Raw genomic sequence first — 17,152 nt, 5'->3', positions numbered from 1 at the left:
CAAGGGTATCGGGTAGCTAGGGAGGCTCGACAAACGGCGGGATTCGACGTGGCATGACGCCCGTTACGGCGCCGTCGTAGCGTGGAGTGGTGACTGCACCGACCCATCTGCCCCGCACCGTCGGCGAACTGCGCGCCGGCGGGCATCGCGAGCGGGGAGTCAAACAGGAAATCCGGGAAAACCTGCTCACCGCGCTGGCCGAGGGTGACGACATCTGGCCGGGGATCCTGGGCTTCGACGACACCGTGTTGCCGCAGCTGGAACGCGCGCTGATCGCCGGCCATGACTTCGTCCTGCTCGGCGAACGTGGCCAGGGCAAGACGCGACTGCTGCGGGCACTGGTGGGATTGCTCGACGAGTGGACACCGGTGATCGGCGGCGCCGAACTCGGTGAGCATCCGTACTCGCCGATCACACCGGAGTCGATCCGGCGGGCCGCCACCCTGGGCGACGACCTGCCGGTGGAGTGGCGACACCGCAGCGAGCGTTACACCGAGAAGCTGGCAACACCGGACACCAGCGTGGCCGACCTGGTCGGCGACATCGACCCGATCAAGGTCGCCGAGGGCCGCAGCCTCGGTGACCCCGAGACCATCGCCTACGGCCTGATCCCCCGGGCGCATCGCGGCATCGTCGCGGTTAACGAACTGCCCGACCTGGCCGAGCGCATCCAGGTGTCGATGCTCAACGTCATGGAGGAACGCGACATCCAGGTCCGCGGCTACACGCTGCGGCTGCCGCTGGATGTGCTGGTGGTGGCCAGCGCCAACCCGGAGGATTACACCAACCGCGGCCGGATCATCACCCCGCTCAAAGACCGGTTCGGCGCGGAGATCCGCACGCACTACCCGCTGGAGCTCGACGCCGAAGTGGGCGTGATCGTGCAGGAGGCGCACCTGAGTGCTCAGGTGCCCGACCATCTGACCCAGGTGATCGCCCGGTTCGCCCGCTACCTGCGCGAATCCCACTCGGTCGATCAGCGCTCCGGCGTCTCGGCGCGGTTCGCGATCGCGGCGGCCGAGACGGTGGCTGCCGCCGCGCGCCATCGCGGCGCGGTGCTGGGTGAGACGGACCCGGTGGCCCGGGTGGTGGACCTCGGCACGGTCATCGACGTGCTGCGCGGCAAATTGGAGTTCGAGTCCGGTGAGGAAGGCCGCGAGCAGGCCGTGCTGGAACACCTGTTGCGCCGCGCCACCGCCGACACCGCGTCGAGGGTGCTCGGCGGGCTCGATGTCGGCCCATTGGTGGCCGCGGTCGAAGGTGGTTCGGCGGTGACGACGGGTGAGCGGGTGTCGGCCAAGAACGTGTTGGCGGCGCTGCCTGATTTGCCGGTGATCGACGCGGTTGCCAAGCGGCTGGGTGCGGAATCCGAGGGCGAGCGCGCCGCCGCGCTGGAGTTGGCGCTGGAGGCGCTGTATTTGGCCAAGCGTGTCGACAAAATGTCCGGGGACGGCGAAACCGTCTATGGCTAGGTTCGACGGTGACGACCCGCAGCGCCCGGCTTCGCCGCGCTCGCGATCGTCACGAGGGCACTCGTCGCGGTATTCGGCGTATACCGGCGGGCCCGACCCGCTGGCCCCGCCGGTGGACCTGCGCGAGGCGCTGGAGCAGATCGGGCAGGACGTGATGGCGGGCACCTCGCCGCGCCGGGCGTTGTCCGAGCTGCTGCGGCGGGGCACCAAGAATCTGCCTGGAGCTGACCGGCTGGCTGCCGAGGCCAACCGGCGCCGACGGGACTTGTTGCGCCAGAACAATTTAGACGGCACGTTGCAGGAGATCAAGAAGCTTCTCGACGAGGCGGTGCTGGCTGAGCGCAAGGCATTGGCCCGCGCGCTCGACGACGACGCACGCTTCGGCGAGCTGCAGCTCGAGGCGCTTTCGCCGTCGCCGGCCAAAGCCGTCCAAGAGCTCTCCGAGTACAACTGGCGCAGCGGTGAAGCTCGCGAAAAGTACGAGCAGATCAAGGATCTGCTCGGCCGCGAGATGCTGGACCAGCGCTTCGCCGGGATGAAGCAAGCACTGGAGGGCGCTACCGACGCGGATCGTCAGCGCGTCACCGAGATGCTCGATGACCTGAACAGCCTGCTGGACAAGCACGCCCAGGGTGCGGATACGCAGCAGGATTTTCAGGACTTCATGAACAAGCACGGCGAGTTCTTCCCGGAGAACCCGCGCAACGTCGACGAACTGCTCGACTCGCTGGCCAAGCGGGCCGCCGCCGCGCAGCGGTTCCGCAACAGCCTGAGCGCGGAGCAGCGTGCCGAGTTGGATGCGTTGGCGCAGCAGGCATTCGGATCACCGGCATTGATGCAGGCACTGGACCGGCTGGACATGCACCTGCAGGCAGCCCGCCCGGGCGAGGACTGGACCGGCTCGTCGGAGTTCCCCGGAGACAACCCCTTGGGCATGGGGGAGGGCGCGCAGGCGTTGGCCGACATTGCCGAGCTGGAACAATTGGCCGAGCAGCTGTCGCAGAGCTACCCGGGCGCGACCATGGACGACGTCGATCTGGACGCGCTGGCCCGCCAGCTCGGCGACCAGTCCGCCATCGACGCGCAAACGCTCGCCGAGCTGGAGCGCGCGCTGGTCAACCAGGGCTTCTTCGACCGCGGTTCGGACGGCCAGTGGCGGCTCTCGCCCAAGGCGATGCGGCGACTGGGTGAGACGGCGTTACGCGATGTGGCAGAACAGCTTTCGAGCCGGCGCGGCGAGCGTGATCACCGGCGTGCCGGTGCGGCCGGCGAGCTGACCGGCGCGACCCGGCCGTGGCAGTTCGGTGACACCGAGCCGTGGAATGTCACCCGCACGCTGACCAACGCGGTACTACGGCAGGCCGGCACCGCAACCGTCGATGGGCCGATCCGGATCACCGTGGACGACGTCGAGGTCTCCGAGACGGAGACCCGCACGCAGGCCGCGGTCGCGCTGCTGGTCGACACCTCGTTTTCAATGGTGATGGAGAACCGCTGGTTGCCGATGAAGCGAACGGCGCTGGCGCTCAACCATCTGGTCAGCACTCGGTTCCGCTCGGATGCGCTGCAGATCATCGCATTTGGCCGCTACGCGCGAACGATGACGCCGGCCGAGCTGATGGGCCTGGAGGGTGTCTATGAGCAGGGCACCAATCTGCACCACGCGTTGGCGCTGGCCGGACAGCATCTACGCCGCCACCCCAACGCGCAGCCGGTCGTCCTGGTGGTCACCGACGGCGAGCCGACCGCCCATCTGGAAGGAACCGACGGGGACGGCGCGGCAGTGTTTTTCGACTATCCGCCCCACCCGCGGACCATCGCCCACACCGTGCGCGGATTCGACGACATGGCCAGGCTGGGCGCGCAGGTGACGATTTTCCGGCTGGGCAGCGATCCTGGCCTGGCCCGGTTCATCGACCAGGTGGCACGACGGGTGGAGGGCCGGGTCGTGGTGCCCGACCTCGACGGGCTGGGCGCCGCGGTGGTGGGCGACTACCTACGGTCCAGGCGACGGCACTAGCGCTGAGCTTTGCGGTTCTTCCGCTTGATGCCCACACCGCCCCACAGCGAGAAGCCGCGGACCTTGACCGTCGGGGCACCGGGCGATCCATCGCCGCTGACCTTCTGATCGAATCCGCCCATCACGCCGTGGCCGTGGATATCGACGTTGACCTCCGGCGGCAACAGGATCGTTTGCCCGCCCATGATCGAGTAGGCGCGGATTTCCACCTCGGTGGAGGTGAAGTCGGCGTAGCGGAGATCGACCACTCCACCGCCCCACAGCGCAAACGTCGTCAACTTCTTGGGTACGTTCCACCGGCCGCGTCGCTCGAACGCGCTCATGATGGCCAGCAGCAGCGTGGACGGCGCGGGTTGGCAGTCGCCGCCCCGACACGGGCTGACCGACGATCCGACTAAATCGGAGTGCAGGCGGTCCAATTCGGCATACGTCTTGGCCGCGTATGCCTTGGTGAGCCGATCTTCGTAGTCGCTCATCTGCAGCCGGCCCTGAGCAGCGGCCTCGGTGAGCAACTGGGCCACCTGGATGCGGTCGGTTTCAGCGGCGCGCGGCAGACCGCTCCGCTCGCCCCGCGCGCCTGGTTGCGCTGAATTGCTCATCACTGATGAGCCTACGACGAAGAATTTTTGCTGCAAGGCAACTTCGCCAAAGTGGCGTGCGGCTGTCGCGGACCGGTCAGCGGCCCGCATCGTCGTCGCTCGCCCACCGGGGCGGGCGTTTCTGCAGGAAGGCGAGCATGCCTTCCCGAGCCTCCTCGGACACGAACAGTTGCGCGGAGTCGGCCGTGAGCCGCTCGGCGTCGCGGTCGAAGCCGGCCAGGACACCAGCTGTGGTCAGCGCCTTGGATGCCGCCAGGCCCTGCGGAGACGCGAGCCTGAGATCGGCGACCAACACCGCCACCGCGGCGTCCACGTCGTCGACTGCCTTCGTGACCAACCCGATCGCGGCAGCTTCGCGGGCGTCGAACTTCTCGCCGGTCAGGTAGTAGCGCGCCGCGGCACGCGCCGACATTTTCGGCAGCAGCGTCAGCGAGATGATCGCCGGCGCGACCCCGATCCGGGCTTCGGTCAGCGCGAACGTGCAGCCCGGTCCGGCAACGACGATGTCGCACGCACCGACCAGGCCGAAGCCGCCGGCCCGGACGTGGCCGTCGATCGCCCCGATCACCGGCAGCGGCGACTCCACGATTGCCCGCAACAGCGACGTCAGCTCGCGAGCCCGATCGGCAGCCATGTCTACGGGATCGCCGCCGGAGGCTTGGGTCAGATCCGCACCGGCGCAGAATGTTCCGCCGGTGTGGCCGAGCACCACCGCCCGCACCGCCGGATCGTCAGCCGCGTCCCGCAGTCCTTGGTGCAGCTGGGCGATCAGCGCGGTCGACAGAGCGTTACGGTTCTTCGGGGAATTCAGCGTCAGTCGGGCGACGTGGTCCTCGACTGCATATTCGACGAGTTCGTCCATCAGTAGGACCGCGGCAGACCAAGCGACGTCTGGGCGACAAAGTTCAGCACCATCTCCCGGCTCACCGGCGCGATGCGCGACAATCGGGACGCCGTCAGCGCCGCGGCGACGCCATATTCCTTGGTCAGCCCGTTGCCGCCCAGCGACTGGACGGCCTGGTCGACTGCTCGCGTCGAAGCCTCGCCGGCGGCGTATTTGGCCATGTTGGCCGATTCGGCGGCGCCGATGTCGTCGCCGCTGTCGTAGAGGGTCGCGGCCTTCTGCATCATCAGCTTGGCCAGCTCGATCTCAATGTGGTTCTGCGCCAACGGGTGTGCAAGTCCCTGGTGTGCCCCGATCGGGGTGCCCCACACCTTGCGGGTCTTGACGTAGTCAGCGGCCTTGTTGATCGCGAACCGGCCCATGCCCACCGCGCTGGCCGCACCCATGATCCGCTCCGGGTTCAGGCCGGCGAACAGCTGGGCGATCGCGGCATCTTCGGATCCCACCAACGCATCGGCCGGCAACCGGACATCATCGATGAACACTTGGAATTGGCGCTCCGGGCTGATCAGTTCCATTTCGATCGGGGTGTAGCTGAAGCCGGGTGCATCGGTGGGCACCACGAACAGCGCCGGGCGTAGCTTTCCGGTCTTGGTCTCCTCGGTGCGGCCGACCACCAACACCGCCTGCGCCTGGTCGACACCGGAAATGTACGTCTTCTGTCCCTTGAGGATCCAGTCGCTGCCGTCGCGACGCGCGGTAGTAGTGATCTTGTGCGAGTTGGATCCGGCATCCGGTTCGGTGATGGCAAAAGCCATGGTGAGCGATCCGTCGGCAAGGCCGGGCAGCCAGCGCTGCTTCTGCTCGTCGGTGCCGAACTTCGCGATGATCGTGCCATTGATCGCCGGCGACACCACCATCATGAGCAGCGCGCAACCATGGGTGGCCATCTCTTCCATGACCAGCGAGAGTTCATACATGCCAGCGCCGCCGCCACCGTATGACTCAGGCAGGTTGACGCCAAGGAACCCGAGTTTTCCTGCCTCGTTCCACAGTTCGTCGGTGTGCTGCTGTGCGCGTGCCTTCTCCAGGTAGTACTCCTGGCCGTAGTTGGAGACCAGCGCGGCGACCGCTTTACGCAGTGCCCGTCGATCTTCGTTCTCGATGAAACTCGTGTCGGTCATTGGGATTCTCCTTCGGGTGATGCGTCGACGCGGGCCAGGACGGCGCCCACCTCGACCTGCTGGCCGGGCTGGACATCGAGTTCGGCGAGTACGCCGTCGGTGGGAGAGGTGATGGTGTGTTCCATCTTCATGGCTTCCAACCAGATCAGTGGCTGCCCTTCGGTCACGGCGTCGCCGACTTGGGCACCGACCCGAATGACGTTGCCGGGCATCGGGGCTACCAGCGAGCCCTGTTCGACGGCAGAGCCCGGCTCGGGGAATCGCGGCAGCGCGACCAGGTGCACCGGCCCGTGCGGCGAGTCGACGTAGACGTCGTCGCCGTAGCGGGCGACCGCAAACCTGCGCGCCACCCCTGCGCTGTCAGCCAGCACGACCGCATCCGGGGTGGAGGAGACTAGACGCACTTCGTCGGCCAACTCCAAACCGGTTCTGCTGAAGCGGTATTCAATTCGATGTTCTTCGCCGCTGTCGTCGAGGTAGGACTTGGCCTGGTAGCCCGACGCCAGATTGCGCCAGCCGCTGGGGATCGAGCCGAGAACCACCGCCGTCGAGCGGTTGTGCGCGGCGTCGGCAAGTGCGGCCGCCACGGCGGACAGCCGGATACCCGCCGCATCGGCCAGCGGTGCCGACAACTGGTCCAGGCCGTGCGTGTCGAAAAACGCTGTGTCGGTGGCGCCGTCGAGGAACGCTGGATGACGCAGCACATTGACCAGTAGATCGCGGTTGGTGCGCACCCCGTGCACGTGGCCGCGGGCCAGTGCGTCGGCGAGCACCAGCGCGGCCCGGCGGCGGGTAGGAGCATACGAGATGACCTTGGCCAGCATCGGGTCGTAGTGGATGGACACCACCGACCCGTCGACAATCCCGGAATCCAGCCGGATCCCGGTGCGTGAGCCGAGCGTCTCGAACTCGGTCCGGGTGCCGGCGACGTCGATGCGCTGCACCTCACCTGCCTGCGGCTGCCAGCCCCGGGCCGGGTCTTCGGCATAGAGCCGCGCTTCGATCGAATACCCCTGCGCGGCGGGCGGTTGCGCGTCCAGGCGGACACCGTCGGCCACGGCGAGCTGAAGTTCGACCAGGTCGAGCCCGGTCGTCTCCTCGGTGACCGGGTGCTCGACCTGCAGTCGGGTGTTCATTTCCAGGAAGTAGAACTCGCCGTCGTCGTCCGCCAAGAACTCGACGGTTCCGGCGCCGGTGTAGCCGATCGCCTCGGCCGCCAGCCGCGCGGCGTCGAAAAGCTTGGTGCGCATACCCGGCGTGCGCTCGACAAGCGGTGAGGGCGCCTCCTCGATGATCTTCTGATGCCGGCGCTGGATCGAGCATTCGCGTTCACCGACAGCCCATACGGTGCCGTGGGCGTCGGCGAGCACCTGGACCTCGATGTGGTGGCCGGTGGGCAGGTAGCGCTCGCAGAACACGGTGGGGTCGCCGAACGCCGATTGCGCTTCGCGGGTGGCGGCCGCGACCTGGTCTCGGAGGTCTGCCAGGTCGTTGACCACCCGCATACCGCGTCCACCGCCACCTGCCGATGCTTTGACCAGCACCGGCAGCTGCTGTGGCGTCACGGTGTCCGGGTCGAGCTCGTCGAGGACCGGCACTCCGGCGGCCGCCATCATCTTCTTGGCCTCGATTTTGGATCCCATCGCCCGTACCGCGGCCACCGGCGGCCCGATCCACGTCAGGCCGGCGCTCTGCACAGCGGAAGCGAAATCCGCGTTCTCCGAGAGGAACCCGTAGCCGGGATGGACTGCATCGGCGCCGGCCGCGCGCGCCGCGGCGATCAGCGCATCGATGGACAGGTAGTCGGTGGTCTTCGGCAGCCGCACCTTTGCGTCTGCCTCGCAGACGTGCGGTGCGTTGGCGTCGGGGTCGGTATAGACGGCGACGGTGCTCAGGCCCAGTCGACGGCAGGTGGCGAAGACCCGCCGCGCGATCTCGCCGCGGTTGGCCACCAATACTCGGGTAATCACGGGCATCACATCCGGAAGACGCCGAAATTCGACGTCCCTTTGATCGGGCCATTGGCGATGGCGGACAAACACATTCCCAACACCGTGCGGGTATCGCGCGGGTCGATCACCCCGTCGTCGTACAGCATCCCGGATAGCACCATGGGCAGCGACTCGGCTTCGATCTGGCCCTCGACGGCGGCCCGCATCGCGGCGTCGGCCTGTTCATCGACCTGCTGGCCGCGAGCTTCGGCGGCGGCCCGGCTCACGATCGACAGCACCCCGGCCAACTGGGCGCCGCCCATCACGGCCGATTTGGCGCTGGGCCAAGCGAACAAGAATCTCGGGTCGTAGGCCCGACCACACATCCCGTAGTGCCCCGCGCCGTAGGAGGCGCCGATCAGCAGCGAAATGTGCGGCACCGTCGAGTTCGACACGGCGTTGATCATCATCGAGCCGTGCTTGATCATTCCGCCCTCTTCATAGTCCTTCCCCACCATGTAGCCGGTGGTGTTGTGCAAGAACAGCAATGGCGTGTCGGAGCGGTTGGCCAGCTGAATGAACTGGGTTGCCTTCTGCGACTCCTCGGAAAACAACACTCCTCGGGCATTGGCCAGGATGCCCAGCGGGTACCCGTGGAGTTGTGCCCAGCCCGTCACCAGCGATGAGCCGTACATCGGCTTGAACTCGTCGTACTCGGAGCCATCGACAATGCGGGCGATCACTTCCCGGGGATCGAACGGGATGCGCAAGTCCGACGAGACGATGCCGATCAGCTCTTCGGTGTCGAACAATGGCTCGGTCACCGGCTTCGGCGCGGGACCCTGCTTGACCCAGTTGAGCCGCGCCACGATGCGGCGACCGAGCCGGATCGCGTCGAGCTCGTCGACGGCGAAGTAGTCTGCCAATCCCGAAGTGCGGGCATGCATCTCGGCGCCACCCAGCGACTCGTCGTCGGACTCCTCGCCGGTCGCCATCTTCACCAGCGGCGGGCCGGCCAGGAAGACCTTCGAGCGTTCTTTGATCATCACCACGTGATCGGACATGCCGGGGATGTAGGCCCCGCCCGCGGTCGAGTTGCCGAAAACCAAGGCAATCGTGGGGATTCCGGCGGCCGAGAGCCGGGTCAGGTCGCGGAACATCTGCCCGCCCGGGATGAAGATCTCCTTCTGGGTCGGCAGGTCCGCGCCACCGGATTCCACCAGTGAGATCACCGGCAGCCGGTTCTGGAATGCGATCTGGTTGGCCCGAAGTATTTTTCGCAGCGTCCACGGGTTGCTGGTGCCGCCTTTGACGGTGGGGTCATTGGCGACGATCATGCACTCCACCCCGGAGACCGCACCGATGCCGACCACCAGGCTGGCGCCGATCTGGAAGTTGCTGCCCCACGCTGCCAGCGGGCTCAACTCGAGAAACGGCGAATCCGCGTCGACGAGCAGCTCGATGCGTTCCCGCGCGGTGAACTTGCCCCGGGCGTGGTGACGTTCAACGTATTTAGACCCACCGCCGCCCAGAGCTTTGGCGAGTTCAGCGTCGATCTCGTCCAGCTTGCTGGATAAGGACGCCGCCGCTTCGGTGTAAGTGGATGCGGAGGGATCGAGCGTGGACTGCAGCACAGTCATGATTGGTATCCAAGGGTTTTGGCGGCCAGTGCGGTCAGGATTTCGGTGGTTCCACCGCCGATACCGATAATTCGCATATCGCGATATTGGCGTTCGATTTCGGACTCGGCCATGTATCCCATTCCCCCGAACAATTGGACGGCTTGGTGGGCGACCCATTCGCCGGCTTCCACCGCGGTGTTCTTGGCGAAACACACCTGCGCGATCAGGTTGGTCTCACCGGCGAGCTGACGTTCCACCACATTGCGGGTATAGACGCGGGCCACGTCGATCCGACGGGCCATCTCGGCGAGCGTGTTCTGCACAGTCTGCCGCGAGATCAGCGGCCGGCCGAAGGTTTCCCGGTCACGGCACCACTGGACGGTCAGATCCAGGCAACGCTGCGCACTCGAATATGCTTGGGCGGCAAGCCCTACGCGTTCGGAGACGAATGCCAGCGCGATCTGAGCGAAGCCGCTGTTCTCGACGCCCACCAGATTGCCCGCCGGTACCCGGACGTCGCTGTAAGACAACTCCGCGGTGTCCGACGACCGCCAACCCATCTTCTCCAGTTTGCGGGTGACCTCGAACCCCGGCGTGCCCTTCTCGACGGTCAGCAGCGACACCCCGGCCGCGCCGGGGCCGCCGGTGCGCACCGCGGTCACCACGTAGTCGGCGCGCACCCCCGAAGTGATGTACGTTTTGGCGCCGTTGACCACGTAGTGATCGCCATCCCGACGCGCGGTGGTGCGCAAGTGCCCGACGTCGGAGCCCCCGCCCGGTTCGGTGATGGCCAGTGCGCCGATCTTCTCCCCGGCCAGCGTCGGCCGGACGAACTTCTCGATCAGCCGCTGATCTCCGGAGGCGATCATGTGTGGCACCGAGATACCACAGGTGAACAGCGACGCGAAAACGCCGCCCGGCGTGCCGGCTTGATGCATTTCTTCGCAGATGACAACCGCGTCGGCGCCGTCGCCATCGCCACCGCCGACTGATTCGGGGAAGTTCGCCCCCAGCAGGCCGGTCTGGCCGGCGCGGCGGTGCAGCTCGCGGGGCAGTTCGCCGTCGCGCTCCCACGCGTCGATGTTGGGCATGATCTCCCGCTCGGCGAATGCGCGCGCGGTCTTGCGGAGCTGATCGCGCTCCGGCGTGTTCCAGGTACTCACAGCAGGCCCTCCGGGATGTCGACGTGACGGCTGCGCAGCCACTCGCCCAGCCCCTTGGCCTGCGGATCGAAGCGGGCCTGGTAGGCGGCACCTTTGCCGAGGATGTCTTCGATGACGAAGTTCACCGCGCGCAGATTGGGCAGCACGTGCCGGGTGACCGGCAGGTCTTTGGTCTCGGGCAGTAGTTCGCGCAGCAAGTCCACAGTCAGTGTGTGGGCCAGCCAGCGCCACTGCTCATCAGTTCGCACCCACACCCCGACGTTGGCCGAACCGCCCTTGTCGCCGCTGCGGGCGCCCGCCATGACACCCAGCGGCAGCCGCTGGGTCGGCCCCGCCGGCAGTGGCTCGGGCAACTCAGGCGGATCGGCCGGATTCAACTCGAGAGTCTCGGCGGCGCAGGGAATCTCGACCCGGTTGCCATCGGCTTGCACTGCGACGTGCGGCACTTTGGCGGCATCGACATAGCCTGGCGTGTACACACCGTAGACCTGGCCTTCGCCAGGCGGAGCGGTCACCGTGAAACCGGGATAGCTAGCCAGCGCGAGTTCAACTGCAGCCGAAGAGAATTGGCGTCCGACATTTGCCGGGTCGGCATCGCGGACCACGCAGCGCAGCAGCGCGCTGGCCGCTTCCTCGGTGTCGGCGTCGGCGTGGTCGGTGCGGGCCAGCGTCCACTCGAGCTCCGCGGGCTTGACCGGGAGCCCGGCCTCCAGCTGCCGTCGCACCAGCTCGGCTTTGGCCTCGATGTCCAGCCCGGTCAGCACGAACGTCATCGCGTTGCGGAATCCGCCGATGCTGTTCAGCGACACCTTCAGCGTCGGCGGTGGCGGCTCGCCGGCCACACCGCTGATCCGCACCCGGTCCGGGCCGTCTTCGGACAACGCGACGGCGTCCATCCGGGCGGTGACGTCCGGGTTGGCGTAGCGGGAGCCGGTGACTTCATAGAGCAGTTGGGCGGTCACCGTGTCGACGCTGACCAGACCTCCGGTGCCGGGATGTTTGGTGATCACCGAGGAGCCGTCGGGGAAAATCTCGGCCAGCGGGAAGCCGGCATAGGTCAGGTCGGGCACCTCGGTGAAGAACGAATAGTTGCCGCCGGTGGCCTGGATGCCGCATTCGATGACGTGGCCGGCCACCACCGCTCCGGCCAACTGGTTGTAGTCGCTGCGCGTCCAGCTGAAATGCGCAGCCGCCGGACCCACGATCACCGACGCGTCGGTGACCCGCCCGGTGACGACCACGTCGGCGCCGCTGTTCAGGCAGTCGACGATGCCCCAGGCGCCCAGGTAAGCGTTGGCGGTCAGCGGCGTGCCCAGCCCGAGCTCGTCGGCGCGCGGCTGCAGGTCGTCGCCCTCGACGTGCGCCACCCGCGTCTGGATGCCCAGCCTGGCGGCCAGTTCTCGCACCGCGTCGGCCAGGCCGGCCGGGTTGAGGCCGCCGGCGTTGGCCACGATCCGTACGCCGCGGTCGTGGGCCAGCCCCAGGCACTCCTCGAGTTGGGTGAGGAAGGTCTTGGCGTAGCCGCGCTCGGGGTGCTGCATCTTGTCGCGGCCCAGGATCAGCATGGTCAGCTCGGCCAGGTAGTCGCCGGTCAGGTAGTCCAAATCACCGCCGGTGAGCATCTCGCGCATCGCCGCAAGCCGGTCGCCGTAGAACCCCGAGCAGTTCCCGATTCGGACCGCAGGCTTCATGCGCGTCTTCCCTCCCCGGCGACTAAGCAGCCAACGTACCAACCAACCGGTAGGTTAGCCGGTGGGGCAGGCGTTACGTCAAGGGTGCCCGCCCGGTCACCCGATTTGGGCGCCCAACAGGTCACCGACTATTCTGAGGAGCAATCGTCGCTGTCGATCTGTTGCGCGGCGACCCCCCTACCAGGAGTAAGGCTCGATTATGGCTGTGCCCAAGCGCAGGATGTCGCGTGCGAACACCCGAAGCCGGCGCGCCCAGTGGAAGGCCGCCAAGCCAGAACTCGTCGGTGTGACGGTGGCCGGTCAACGGCATAAGGTGCCGCGTCGGCTGCTCAAAGCCGCCCGGCTCGGTCTCATCGACCTCGACCGGCGCTGACTTCGCCCGTCGAGTGTGATGCGACGGCGCGCACTGTACTAAGGCCGCGGACCTCTTAGGTCGCTCTCAGGCGATTGGTTAAAACTGGTGGCCGTGCGGATTCTTGTCGTCGACGACGATCGTGCGGTGCGTGAGTCGCTGCGGCGCTCGCTGTCGTTCAACGGCTACTCGGTGACGCTGGCTCAAGACGGTGTCGAGGCCCTCGACATGATCACCACCGACCGGCCCGACGCCGTGGTCTTGGACGTCATGATGCCGCGGCTGGATGGTCTGGAAGTTTGCCGTCAGTTGCGCAGCACCGGCGATGATCTGCCCATCCTGGTGTTGACCGCCCGCGACGCGATCTCCGAGCGGGTAGCCGGCCTGGATGCCGGCGCCGACGACTATCTACCGAAGCCGTTCGCACTTGAAGAGCTGCTGGCCCGGATGCGGGCGCTGTTGCGCCGCACCCAGCCCGAGGATTCCGCCGAGTCGGTGGCTATGACGTTCTCGGATCTGACACTCGACCCGATGACCCGTGACGTCACTCGCGGGCAACGCCAGATCAGCCTGACCCGCACCGAATTCGCGCTGTTGGAGATGCTGATCGCCAACCCGCGGCGAGTGCTGACCCGCAGTCGCATTCTCGAGGAAGTATGGGGCTTCGACTTTCCCACCTCGGGCAACGCGCTGGAGGTCTACGTCGGGTATCTGCGCCGCAAGACCGAAGCCGAAGGCGAGCCGCGGTTGATCCACACCGTTCGCGGAGTGGGTTACGTGCTCCGTGAAACGCCTCCCTGATGTCCATGTTCGGCCGGCGCGCTCCGCTGCGAGCGACCCCCTCGTTGTCGTTGCGATGGCGGGTGATGCTCCTGGCGATGTCGATGGTGGCGATGGTCGTCGTCTTGATGGCCGTCGCGGTGTACGCGGTGATCTCGGCAGCGCTCTATAAGGACATCGACAACCAACTGCAGAGCCGGGCGCAACTGCTGATCGCAAGCGGATCGCTATCCGCCGACCCCGGCAAAGCCATTGAGGGCACTGCCTATTCGGATGTCAACGCGATGCTGGTCAACCCGGGCCGATCGATCTACACCGCTAACCAGGAAGGTCAGACGCTGCCGGTCGGCAACCCGGAAAAAGCAGTCATCCGCGGTGACTTGTTCATGTCCCGGCGCACGGCGGCCGACCAGCGGGTGCTGGCCATTCACCTGCCAAACGGCGCATCGCTCCTGATCTCCAAAAGCCTGGCGCCCACCGATGCGGTCATGCTGAAACTGCGCTGGGTGCTGCTGATTGTCGGCGGGGTGGGCGTCGTGGTGGCCGCGGTAGCCGGGGGCATGGTCACCCGCGCCGGGCTGCGCCCGGTGGGCCGGCTCACCGGGGCCGCCGAGCGGGTGGCCCGCACCGACGACCTACGACCCATCCCGGTATTCGGCAGTGACGAGTTGGCCAGGCTGACCGAGGCATTCAACCTGATGCTGCGGGCCCTGGCCGAGTCGCGGGAGCGGCAGGCCCAGCTGGTCACCGATGCCGGTCATGAACTGCGGACCCCGCTGACGTCGCTGCGGACCAACGTCGAGTTGCTGATGGCGTCGATGCAGCCCGGCGCGCCGCGACTACCGGAGCAGGAAATGATCGACCTGCGCGCCGACGTAATCGCCCAGATCGAGGAATTGTCCACGCTGATAGGCGATTTGGTGGACTTGACCAGAGACGACGCCGGAGAGGTCGTGCACGAGCCGGTTGACATGGGTGAGGTCATCGACCGCAGCCTGGAGCGGGTCCGGCGGCGGCGCAACGACATCGAGTTCGAGGTACAGGTGATCGGATGGCAGGTCTACGGTGACCTCGCCGGCCTGTCCCGCGCGGTGCTGAATCTGATGGACAACGCGGCCAAGTGGAGTCCGTCGGGCGGGCGGGTCAGCGTCCGGGTGACCCAACTGGATCCCGCGCATGCCGAACTGGTGGTCGCCGACAACGGCCCGGGCATCCCGCCGGAGGAACGCCAACTGGTGTTCGAACGGTTCTTCCGTTCCGCGGCCGCGCGGGCGATGCCCGGTTCCGGCCTGGGGCTGGCGATCGTCAAGCAAGTGGTACTCAAACACGGTGGAGCGCTGCGCGTGGAGGACACCGTGCCCGGCGGCCAGCCGCCGGGGACCTCGATATACGTGTTGCTACCCGGACGTCCGCTGCCGGTTATGCCCTATCCGGAGCCGGATGTTAGCGCGGGGCAAAATGGGGGAAACTCTGAAGGCCCAGCGAACGTTGTCTCAGTGGAATCTCAGTCCACGCAGGCAAGGTAGTTGCCGTTACCGTTGAGCCCGAACTGATCTTTAGAGGAAGAGCGACCGAGCGCATGACGAATCACCCGAGGTATTCGCCACCGCCGCAGCCCGGATACCGCCCGGTGTCCGATCAGCATGCGGCGCCAGCCTATTCCATTCCGGGCCAGCAGCAAACGTATGCCCAGCAATACGACTGGCGGTACGCCCAGCAGCAGGGCTACCGGCAGCCCTACCCGCCGTTCGGTGCCGGCCAGCCCGGCCCGGCCAGCCCCCCGCCGCCGATCGTTCCATCCCAAAAACGTTCGCGCGCAGGGCTATTAGCTGCCGGCGCGCTGGCTATTGCAGTGGTGTCGGCGGGCATCGGTGGTGCCGCGGCGTCGGTGGTCGAGCACAGCGGACAGGGCGGCGCGCACAGCACCACGACCATCCGCGGCGGGCCCGCGCCCAGCGTGCCGGCCGCTAACTTGCCGGCAGGCAGCGTGGAGCAGGTTGCCACCAAGGTTGTTCCCAGCGTGGTAATGCTGGAGACGGATCTGGGGCGCCAGTCCGAAGAGGGGTCGGGCATCATCTTGTCGGCTGACGGGCTGATCCTGACCAATAATCACGTCGTCGCCGCTGCCGGCAAGGGCGCCCGTGGCGAGGCGCCCCCCGGCGAGGCGCCGAAAACGACAGTGACCTTTTCCGATGGGCGCACCGCTCCGTTTACCGTGGTCGGGGCCGATCCCACCACCGATATCGCAGTGGTTCGGGTACAAGACGTTTCCGGGTTGGCCCCGATCAGCATCGGCTCGTCGGCTGACCTGCGCGTCGGTCAGCCGGTGATCGCGGTCGGGTCACCGCTCGGTCTGGAGGGCACGGTCACCACCGGGATCGTCAGCGCGCTCAACCGGCCGGTGTCGACCACCGGGGACACCGGCAACCAGAACACGGTGCTGGACGCTATCCAGACCGACGCCGCGATCAACCCCGGTAACTCGGGCGGTGCGCTGGTCAACATGAATGGTGATCTGATCGGCGTGAACTCGGCGATCGCCACCCTCGGCGGGGACTCCGCCGATGCGCAGAGCGGTTCGATCGGCCTCGGCTTCGCGATTCCGATCGACCAGGCCAAGCGGATAGCCGACGAGCTGATCCGCAGCGGCACGGCGTCCCACGCCTCGCTGGGTGTCCAGGTCATGAACGACAAGGGCGCTCCTGGCGCCAAGGTTGTCGATGTGGTGCCGGGCGGTGCGGCGGCAGCCGCGGGGCTGCCCAGCGGGGTGGTGGTCACCAAGGTCAACGACCGCACGATCAACAGTGCCGACGGCCTGGTTGCCGCGGTGCGGTCCAGAGCGCCCGGGGACAAGGTGACCCTGACGTATTTGGATCCGTCGGGTGACACCCGGACGGTGCAGGTCACTTTGGGCAAGGCGGATCGGTGATGAGAGTCGACGCGCCGGGGTCAGATCACGGATATACGGTTGCAGCCATGGAACAGCGTGCGGACATGGTAGGCCGGGCACTCGTCGTCGTGGTCGACGACCGCACGGCGCACGGGGATGAAGAGGACCACAGCGGACCGCTGGTCACCGAGTTGCTCGCGGAGGCCGGATTCGTCGTCGACGGTGTGGTGGCCGTCGCCGCCGACGAAGTGGAGATTCGCAACGCGCTGAACACCGCCGTGATCGGCGGGGTGGATTTGGTGGTGTCGGTCGGCGGTACCGGCGTGACCCCACGTGACGTCGCTCCGGAGGCAACTCGGGAGATCCTCGATCGCGAACTCCTCGGTATCGCCGAAGCGATTCGCGCCTCCGGATTGTCGGCCGGCGTCGCCGAGGCCGGGTTGTCGCGCGGTCTGGCCGGCATCTCGGGCAGCACGTTGGTGGTCAACCTCGCCGGTTCGCGATCTGCAGTGCGCGACGGGATGGCGACCCTGAACCCGCTGGCGGCGCAGATCATCGGTCAGCTTTCGAGTCTGGAGATATGAGCGAAACCTCAGACGAGCGC

Annotated in this window: 12 protein-coding genes and 2 pseudogenes; 7 read left to right on the top strand and 7 right to left on the bottom strand. The window is 67.0% G+C overall.

The genetic code is table 11. From position 1 onward, the window contains the following. Positions 1–86 precede the first annotated feature (86 nt). Both AC5Y42_RS04915 and AC5Y42_RS04910 read left to right on the top strand, forming a co-directional pair. A complete protein-coding gene (locus AC5Y42_RS04915; RefSeq protein WP_499896237.1) occupies positions 87–1,472 on the top strand; it encodes a sigma 54-interacting transcriptional regulator in 1,386 nt (461 codons plus the stop codon). Continuing rightward, positions 1,465–3,492, top strand: coding sequence for a vWA domain-containing protein (locus tag AC5Y42_RS04910; protein WP_499896235.1), 2,028 nt, complete (start codon positions 1,465–1,467; stop codon positions 3,490–3,492). The genes AC5Y42_RS04915 and AC5Y42_RS04910 overlap by 8 nt, the downstream gene beginning before the upstream one ends. Here AC5Y42_RS04910 and AC5Y42_RS04905 read toward each other — a convergent pair. From AC5Y42_RS04905 to AC5Y42_RS04875, 7 genes and pseudogenes are all read right to left on the bottom strand, one after another. Beyond that, on the bottom strand, positions 3,489–4,091 hold the full coding sequence (locus tag AC5Y42_RS04905) for a DUF1707 SHOCT-like domain-containing protein (protein WP_499886987.1): 603 nt from the start codon (positions 4,089–4,091) through the stop codon (positions 3,489–3,491). The genes AC5Y42_RS04910 and AC5Y42_RS04905 overlap by 4 nt on opposite strands. Positions 4,092–4,166: 75 nt before the next feature. Continuing rightward, positions 4,167–4,953: pseudogene (locus tag AC5Y42_RS04900) on the bottom strand (enoyl-CoA hydratase family protein); the annotation flags it as partial. After that, entirely contained in the window at positions 4,953–6,119 is a 1,167-nt protein-coding gene (locus AC5Y42_RS04895; RefSeq protein WP_499896233.1) for an acyl-CoA dehydrogenase family protein, read from the bottom strand. The pseudogene AC5Y42_RS04900 and the gene AC5Y42_RS04895, both read right to left, overlap by 1 nt. After that, positions 6,116–8,095, bottom strand: a complete 1,980-nt coding sequence (locus AC5Y42_RS04890) for an acetyl/propionyl/methylcrotonyl-CoA carboxylase subunit alpha (RefSeq protein ID WP_499896231.1) — start codon at positions 8,093–8,095, stop codon at positions 6,116–6,118. The genes AC5Y42_RS04895 and AC5Y42_RS04890 overlap by 4 nt, the downstream gene beginning before the upstream one ends. Beyond that, positions 8,095–9,684 carry an acyl-CoA carboxylase subunit beta gene (locus tag AC5Y42_RS04885; protein ID WP_499896763.1) on the bottom strand — a complete coding sequence of 530 codons (1,590 nt, stop codon included), beginning with the start codon at positions 9,682–9,684 and terminating at the stop codon, positions 8,095–8,097. Before AC5Y42_RS04885 ends, AC5Y42_RS04890 begins: the two co-directional genes overlap by 1 nt. 2 nt (positions 9,685–9,686) lie before the next feature. Beyond that, positions 9,687–10,835: an acyl-CoA dehydrogenase family protein gene (locus AC5Y42_RS04880; protein WP_499896230.1), complete on the bottom strand. Its 1,149-nt coding sequence runs from the start codon at positions 10,833–10,835 to the stop codon at positions 9,687–9,689. Further along, positions 10,832–12,526, bottom strand: a complete 1,695-nt coding sequence (locus AC5Y42_RS04875; protein ID WP_499896228.1) for an acyclic terpene utilization AtuA family protein — start codon at positions 12,524–12,526, stop codon at positions 10,832–10,834. Before AC5Y42_RS04875 ends, AC5Y42_RS04880 begins: the two co-directional genes overlap by 4 nt. A 199-nt stretch (positions 12,527–12,725) precedes the next feature. On the opposite strand from AC5Y42_RS04875, the gene rpmF reads away from it, so the two are divergent. From rpmF to AC5Y42_RS04850, 5 genes and pseudogenes are all read left to right on the top strand, one after another. Beyond that, a complete protein-coding gene (gene rpmF / locus AC5Y42_RS04870; RefSeq protein WP_085194965.1) occupies positions 12,726–12,899 on the top strand; it encodes a 50S ribosomal protein L32 in 174 nt (57 codons plus the stop codon). Between the two features lie 93 nt (positions 12,900–12,992). Then, positions 12,993–13,679, top strand: a complete 687-nt coding sequence (locus tag AC5Y42_RS04865; RefSeq protein WP_499896226.1) for a response regulator transcription factor — start codon at positions 12,993–12,995, stop codon at positions 13,677–13,679. Next, complete coding sequence (locus tag AC5Y42_RS04860) at positions 13,679–15,184, top strand: HAMP domain-containing sensor histidine kinase (protein ID WP_499896224.1); 1,506 nt, start codon at positions 13,679–13,681, stop codon at positions 15,182–15,184. Before AC5Y42_RS04865 ends, AC5Y42_RS04860 begins: the two co-directional genes overlap by 1 nt. 30 nt (positions 15,185–15,214) lie before the next feature. Continuing rightward, positions 15,215–16,587 (top strand): annotated as a pseudogene (locus tag AC5Y42_RS04855) (S1C family serine protease); the annotation flags it as partial. Next, a complete protein-coding gene (locus AC5Y42_RS04850; RefSeq protein WP_499896223.1) occupies positions 16,587–17,132 on the top strand; it encodes a MogA/MoaB family molybdenum cofactor biosynthesis protein in 546 nt (181 codons plus the stop codon). The pseudogene AC5Y42_RS04855 and the gene AC5Y42_RS04850, both read left to right, overlap by 1 nt. The last annotated feature ends 20 nt before the right edge of the window (positions 17,133–17,152 follow it).

Source organism: Mycobacterium sp. NGS48, assembly GCF_059812585.1.
Note: the sequence above shows the minus strand (reverse complement) of the source record. Positions and strands in the feature narration are given on the sequence as shown.